We start from the raw sequence: 6,729 nt of genomic DNA, 5'->3' as shown, positions 1-6,729 counted from the left end.
GCGCATCATCACCTCGTCGACGTGCTCTATTCGCTGCCCTTCATCTTCTTCGTCATCATGCTGGTGGTGTTCTTCGGCCGCAACTTCGTCCTGATGTTCCTGGCGGTGGGCGCCGTGCTGTGGCTCGACATGGCACGCATCGTGCGCGGCCAGGCGCTGTCGATCCGAAGGCAGGAATATGTCCAGGCCGCCGAAGCCATGGGTGTCGGCCAGCGCGGCATCCTGATGCGTCACGTCATCCCCAATTTGCTAGGCCCGGTGGTGATCTACATGACCCTGCTGGTGCCGCAGGTCATCATCCTGGAAAGCTTCCTGTCCTTCCTCGGCCTCGGCGTGCAGGAGCCGATGACCAGCTGGGGCGTGCTGATCTCGGTCGGCGCCAAGAACATCGGCAGCGCCAACTGGCTGCTTCTGTTCCCCGCCTTCTTCCTCGTTTCGACGCTGTTCGCGCTGAACTTCGTCGGCGACGGCCTGCGCGACGCGCTCGACCCGAAGGACCGCTGACATGGCCGCTGCCGAAACGATCCTCGACGTCAGGGACCTTCGCGTCCGCTTCCGCACCCTCGACGGTGCGGTCGAGGCGGTCAAGGGCATCAACATCAACGTCAGGGCCGGCGAGACCGTCGCCGTGGTCGGCGAATCCGGCTCCGGCAAGAGCCAGACCATGATGGCCGCGATGAGCCTGCTGGCCTCCAACGGCGAGGCAACAGGCGCCGTCGACTATCGCGGCCGCAACCTTTTGACGATGAGCAAGAGCGAGCTCAACAAGGTGCGCGGCCGCAAGATCAGCATGATCTTCCAGGAGCCGATGACCTCGCTCGATCCGCTCTATTCGATCGGCAACCAGCTGATCGAACCGATCCGCAGGCATCGCGGGCTGGGCGCGGCGGAAGCGCGCGAGGAGGCGCTGAAGCTCTTGCGGCTCGTGCACATTCCCGATCCCGAACGGAGGATGAAATCCTATCCGCACGAAATGTCGGGCGGCCAGCGCCAGCGCGTCATGATCGCGATGGCGCTGGCCAACGATCCCGACATCCTGATCGCCGACGAGCCGACGACGGCGCTCGACGTCACCATCCAGGCGCAGATCCTGATGCTGCTCGCCGAATTGCAGCGCAAGCTCGGCATGGCCATCGTCTTCATCACCCACGATCTCGGCATCGTCAGGCGCTTCGCCGACCGCGTCTATGTCATGCGCCAGGGCGAGGTGGTGGAGGAGGGCGAGGCCGAAGCGCTCTTCGCCAACCCGCAGCACGCCTACACCAAGATGCTGCTGGCGGCCGAGCCGACCGGCTCCAAGGCGCCGCCGCCGGCCGGTACCCCGGTGCTCGAGGGCCGCAATGTCGAGGTGGTGTTCAGGATCGGCGGCGGCTTCCTCGCCGGCGAGCCGCTGATGCTGCGCGCCGTCGACAACATCTCGATCCGCCTGAAACGCAACCAGACGATCGGTATCGTCGGCGAATCCGGTTCCGGCAAGTCGACGCTCGGCCGCGCGCTGCTCAGGCTGTTGCCCAGCGAGGGCCTGATCCGCTTCGGCGACCGCGACATCTCCGACGCCGACCGCCAGGCGATGCGGCCACTCAGGCGGCAATTGCAGCTCGTTTTCCAGGATCCGTTCGGCTCGCTGTCGCCGCGCATGACCGTCGGCCAGGTGATCACCGAAGGGCTGTTGGTGCACGAGCCGTCGCTCACCGGCAAGCAGCGCGACCAGCGCGCGGTCGAGGCGCTGCGCGAAGTCGGGCTGGATCCCAATTCGCGCAACCGCTATCCGCACGAATTCTCGGGCGGCCAGCGCCAGCGCATCGCCATCGCCCGCGCCATGATCCTGAAGCCGAGGCTGGTGGTGCTTGACGAGCCGACCTCGGCGCTCGACCGCTCGGTGCAGAAGCAGATCGTGGAGCTGCTGCGCAAGCTGCAGGCCGACCACGAACTGTCCTACCTGTTCATCAGCCACGACCTCGCCGTGGTCCGCGCCATGGCCGACTACATCATCGTCATGAAGCAGGGCAAGATCGTCGAGGAAGGGCCGACGGAAGACATCTTCAGCAATCCGCAGGCCGGCTACACCCAGACGCTGATGAACGCCGCGATCGATACGGCGCGATTTCGGATGAGCGCGTAAGGCAGCGGCCCTGTGCCCAGCCGCACAACGCTACGACGTGCACTGCCGCTTTCTTGCCGCGACGATCGCCTGCTGCTGTTGCTGCATCCGTTCGATCCTGGCCGTTTCGCGGTTGGCCACGACCGTCTTCACGCGCTCGCCGCCGAGCAGCCAGTTCGGCACGCTGGTATTGGCGACCTTGCCGCGTGCGATGGCGGTTTGCGAGATCCCGGTGGCGGTGTCGCCGAGCGCGACGTTGAGTTCCGGGCAGCTCATGCGGTCGTATTTGTCCGAATCGATCGAGGCAAGCCTCGAGGAGCAGCCAACCGCAACGAGCAGCACGGTGATCAAAGTAAACAGGAGTGCTGCCGTCGGCGCGGACTTCATACTTTCACCTGCTCTCGCCGTTCCTCAGTCCCGCACGCCCGTCGAACCAGGGTAGGGCGCCATTAGGTCAAAGCGAGAGCCTGTTGTCGAGCACAATGGAAGGCCAGAGGCCGTTCCGCTCGATTTGCGGCGCAGACGGGTGATTTCGGGAGCGGGAGGCAACAAGCAGCCAAGTGCTTGTTTTTCTGGTCGGAGTGGCAGGATTTGAACCTGCGACCCCATCGTCCCGAACGATGTGCGCTACCAGACTGCGCTACACTCCGTGACCAGACCGCGGGCTTATAGCCGCCGCTTTTCGATCCTGCAAGCGCCAATGGCAGTACGTCTGTCGCATTTCGTCACATTCGCCGCGGACTGTTGAAATCTTCGGGCTGGCTCAGCGATCCGCTGCGCGAAAAGGGCAAGCGGACCAGCACGATGGGCTGGCTGATCCGCTTGCCGAAACCCAGCGCAATCAGGCGGCTGACCGATCGAGCATGCTCCAGTCGAACGCGCGCGCCCAGTCGGCAAAGCTGTGCCAGCGCACCTCCTGGAATTCCTTGTGCAAGCCGGGGATGTCGACGTCGTAGCCGACGCTGTCGAACCATTCGAACATCAACGCCGCATCCTCGTTCTGCTGGCGGGCCATGGCGATCGGGACCTCCTGGTAGCCGATCGGGCGGCCGATGGCCTGCGACAGGATTTTCGCCTGCTCTTCGCCGGACAATTCATCTCCGGCGAAATCGAAGCGCTTGCCGAATACCCGTTCGCGACGCTCGATCAGCGCCGCGACGAAGGCGCCGATGTCCGCCAGCGCGACCAGCTGCAGCCTGCGCTTGGCGGGCACCGCGAAAGCATGCGTGCCCTGGGCCAGCGCGCCGATCGACCAGGGGGCGACGAAATTCTCCATGAAGGCGACCGGGGCGCTGATCGTATAGGGGATGCCGAGCCGCTCGATATGCCGCTCGACCAGATATTTGCTTTCGAAATGCGGGATGCCGGTTTTCTTGTTGGCGTCGGCGACGGACGAATAGACGAGATGCCCGACGCCGGCAGCCTTCGCCGCGTCGGCGGCAAGGATACCCTGGCGGGTCTCTTCCTCCATGCCGGCCTCGGTCATGGTGCCCATCAGGAACATGGTGTCGACGCCGCTCGCAGCCTTGATGATGGAGGCGGCGTCGGATAGATCGCCGGCCACGATTTCGGCGCCGGCGGTCGCCAGTTGCCGCGCCGCCTTGCCGTCCGGCGAGCGCGTCAACGCCTTGACGCCGTGGCCCTTGGCAAGAAGAGCGCGCGCGACCGCGCCGCCTTGCTGGCCGGTGGCGCCGGTCACCAGAATGTCTCTTTTGATGGTCATCTGTTTGCTCCGTGTTTGCGTGGAGCAAAGTTAGGGTTTGCGGCATTGATGCATAATCACCTATAATTGGAAAACTTTGTCCCACTCTTGGATACAATGATCGACCTCAACGACATCGCGGTTTTTGCCCGCGTTGTGGAAACCGGCAGCTTCACCGCCGCCGCGCGCCTGCTTGCCATGCCAAAGACGACGGTCAGCCGCCGCATTGCCGCGCTCGAGCGCGAGTTCGGCGTCCGCCTGCTGCAGCGCACGACCCGCAGCCTCAACATGACGGATGCTGGGCGCCTTTATTACGAGCAGAGCAGCCAGGCACTGCGGGCGATCGAAGAGGCCAATCTGCGCCTTGCCGAGGCGAACGCGGAACCATCGGGCACGATCCGTATCTCGGCGCCCGTCGGTTTCGGCGCCTATTTCCTCAACCGCGCCGTGGTCGAGTTTCTCGAGATCTATCCGAAGACCAAGGTCGAGCTTCGCCTGACCGACGACAAGCTCAACCTGGTTGAGGACGGGATCGATCTCGCCTTCCGCACTGGCGTCTTGCAGGATTCGACGCTGATCGCCCGCAAGCTCGGCTCGACGCACAGGCATCTCTGCGCCAGCCCGGACTATCTGGCGCGCCATGGAGCACCGGAAGCGCCGGCGGATCTCGCTCATCACCACTGCGTCATTGCCGGCCCCTCGGCAGCCGGCGCTCACTGGGTCCTGGACGGGCCGCAAGGCCAGGAGACGGTCACGGTATCCGGGCGCTTCGCCGCCAACGAGATGCAGGCTGTCGTCGCCGCCGCCATTGCCGGCTACGGCATCGCTCAATTGCCCTACGGAATGGCGGACGCGCTGATCGGCGAGGGGCGGCTGCGCCGCGTCCTTGGGGATCACACCACGCCGGCCGGCGGTCTTTACGTCCTCTATCCGAGCAGCCGCCACCTGTCGCCCCTGGTCAAGGCGTTCATCGATCTGGCGACCGAGCGGATTTCGAATCGGGTAAACAGTGCATAAAGCTGTGCGTACCCATGCGACCAACTTCTGATTGCGAGACCCGGATGAGCGAGCGCATTGTCAGTTTCGTCATGAGTGGCGGCGTCGGCTCGCGGCTCTGGCCGCTGTCGCGCGAGGACAATCCCAAGCAGTTCCACGATTTTTCCGGCGACGGTTCGATGCTGGCCAAGACCCTGCGCCGGCTGGCGGCAAGGCCGGCCGGCGAAACGCCGATCTTCCTGATCGCCGCCGAGCGCCACGCCGAGCGCGTCCATGCCGACCTCGCAGGCCTCGATCTTGCCGGCGGCGGCCCGCTGTTCGAGCCGACCGGACGCAACACCGCGGCCGCCGTCGCGCTCGCCACATTGCGCACGCTGTCCGAATTCGGCGACAGCCTGGTGCTGGTGGTGCCGTCCGATCACGAGATTTCGACCGCGGAGCAGTTCTGGCGCAGTGTTGAAGCCGGGGCCGTGGCGGCTCATGCCGGCCGCCTGGTGGTGTTCGGCATCAAGCCGACCCAGCCCGAGACCGGCTACGGCTATATAGAGGTCGCCGCCGACAGGGACGGTGTGTTCGATGTCTCGCGTTTCGTCGAGAAGCCCGACCTCGCCACCGCGCAAACCTATCTCGAAGCCGGAACCTTCTACTGGAACACCGGCATCTTCCTGTTTCGCGCCGGCGCCATGCGCGACGCCTTCGCGGCTTTCGCGCCTGATATCTGGCAGGCCACCGAAGCCGCCTATAAGGCGGCGACATCGGATCTTTCCGGTCTCTATATGCCGCTGGAACTCTATTCCGCCATCCCATCGACCTCGATCGACTACGCCATCATGGAGCGTGCCAAGGGCATCGCCATGGTGCCGGCCGGCTTCCGCTGGAACGATCTCGGCTCCTGGCAGTCGCTGCTCGATGTCGGGCCCTCCGACAATCAAGGCAACGTCATCGTCGGCGATGTCGTCGCCATCGATTGCGAGAATTCCTACATTCGCGGCGAGGGCCGGCTGCTCTCGGCCATCGGCATGAAGGACGTCGCCATCGTCTCGACCGCCGACGCCACTTTCGTGGCGCCGGTCAGCCACGGCCAGCACGTCAAGAAGATCGTCGAGCAGCTGGAGAAGTCGGGTCGCCTGGAAACCCGCTTCACGCCGGCGCATGACCGCGTCATCGAAAGCGGCGCCTGGCGGCAGCGCGTACATCACTGGCTGTTCGACGAGACGCTGCCGCTGTGGTCGACGTCGGGCGTCGACGAGCGTCATGGCGGCTTCCATGAGGCGCTCGGCTTCGACGGCTCGCCGCTGATGAAGCCCAAGCGCATGCGCACGCAGGCGCGCCAGGTCTATGCTTTCGCGGTGGCCAAGGAACGCGGCTGGACCGGCCCGGCCGACCGGCTGATCGCCCATGGCATCGATTTCATGACCGGCAAGGGCCGCACCGCAAGGGGCGGCTGGGTGCGCACGCTCAACATCGACGGCTCGGTCGCCGACCCGGCCGAGGACGCCTACGACCATTCCTGCGTGCTTCTGGCGCTGGCGCACGCCCATATATCGGGTCATCCCGACGCGCTCCGGCTCGGCGAGGAGACCTTTGCTTTTCTCGACGCCCATCTCGAGGACAGCCGCATGACCGGCTTCCTCGAAACGTCCGACGGCGAAGGCGAGCGGCGCTCCAACCCGCATATGCATCTGCTCGAAGCCTTCCTCGCCTGGCATCAGGCGACCGGCGAGCGCGCCTATCTGCGCCGCGCGGCGCAGATCATCGACCTCTTCCGCAGCCACTTTTTCGATCCGGAAAGCTGGACGCTCGGCGAACATTTCGACGACGGCTGGAAGCCGGTGGCCGGCGAGAAGGGCAGCTGGACCGAGCCCGGCCATCATTTCGAATGGGCCTCGCTGCTCGTCGATTTCGCCGGCCGCAGCGGCCAGACCGAGCT

At 65.1% G+C, this 6,729-nt stretch carries 6 protein-coding genes and 1 tRNA gene; 4 read left to right on the top strand and 3 right to left on the bottom strand.

Features of this window, described 5'->3' with window-relative positions:
* Together EN738_RS28370 and EN738_RS28365 are read left to right on the top strand one after the other, a co-directional pair.
* Positions 1-504: ABC transporter permease subunit (locus EN738_RS28370; RefSeq protein WP_127286550.1), on the top strand; the 504-nt coding region annotated here is incomplete at its 5' end.
* Position 505: 1 nt separating this feature from the next.
* Positions 506-2,122, top strand: a complete 1,617-nt coding sequence (locus EN738_RS28365; RefSeq protein WP_127286549.1) for an ABC transporter ATP-binding protein — start codon at positions 506-508, stop codon at positions 2,120-2,122.
* A gap of 30 nt (positions 2,123-2,152) precedes the next feature.
* On the opposite strand, the gene EN738_RS28360 is transcribed toward EN738_RS28365, so the two are convergent.
* The 3 genes from EN738_RS28360 to EN738_RS28350 all read right to left on the bottom strand — a co-directional run bounded on the left by EN738_RS28360 (position 2,153) and on the right by EN738_RS28350 (position 3,824).
* On the bottom strand, positions 2,153-2,488 hold the full coding sequence (locus EN738_RS28360) for a hypothetical protein (protein ID WP_127286548.1): 336 nt from the start codon (positions 2,486-2,488) through the stop codon (positions 2,153-2,155).
* A gap of 186 nt (positions 2,489-2,674) precedes the next feature.
* Positions 2,675-2,751, bottom strand: a tRNA-Pro gene (locus EN738_RS28355).
* Positions 2,752-2,942: 191 nt separating this feature from the next.
* Positions 2,943-3,824, bottom strand: coding sequence for an NmrA/HSCARG family protein (locus tag EN738_RS28350; protein ID WP_127286547.1), 882 nt, complete (start codon positions 3,822-3,824; stop codon positions 2,943-2,945).
* Positions 3,825-3,920: 96 nt separating this feature from the next.
* Between EN738_RS28350 and EN738_RS28345 the strand changes: the two genes are divergently transcribed.
* Together EN738_RS28345 and EN738_RS28340 are read left to right on the top strand one after the other, a co-directional pair.
* Positions 3,921-4,820, top strand: coding sequence for a LysR family transcriptional regulator (locus EN738_RS28345; RefSeq protein WP_127286546.1), 900 nt, complete (start codon positions 3,921-3,923; stop codon positions 4,818-4,820).
* A gap of 44 nt (positions 4,821-4,864) precedes the next feature.
* A partial coding sequence (locus EN738_RS28340; protein ID WP_127286545.1) for an AGE family epimerase/isomerase occupies positions 4,865-6,729 on the top strand: 1,865 nt, incomplete at its 3' end.

Origin of the sequence: Mesorhizobium sp. M4B.F.Ca.ET.017.02.2.1, from assembly GCF_003998955.1 — a bacterium.
GTDB classification, from domain to species: Bacteria; Pseudomonadota; Alphaproteobacteria; order Rhizobiales; family Rhizobiaceae; genus Mesorhizobium; species Mesorhizobium abyssinicae.
This window is presented reverse-complemented; position numbering and strand designations above follow the sequence as displayed.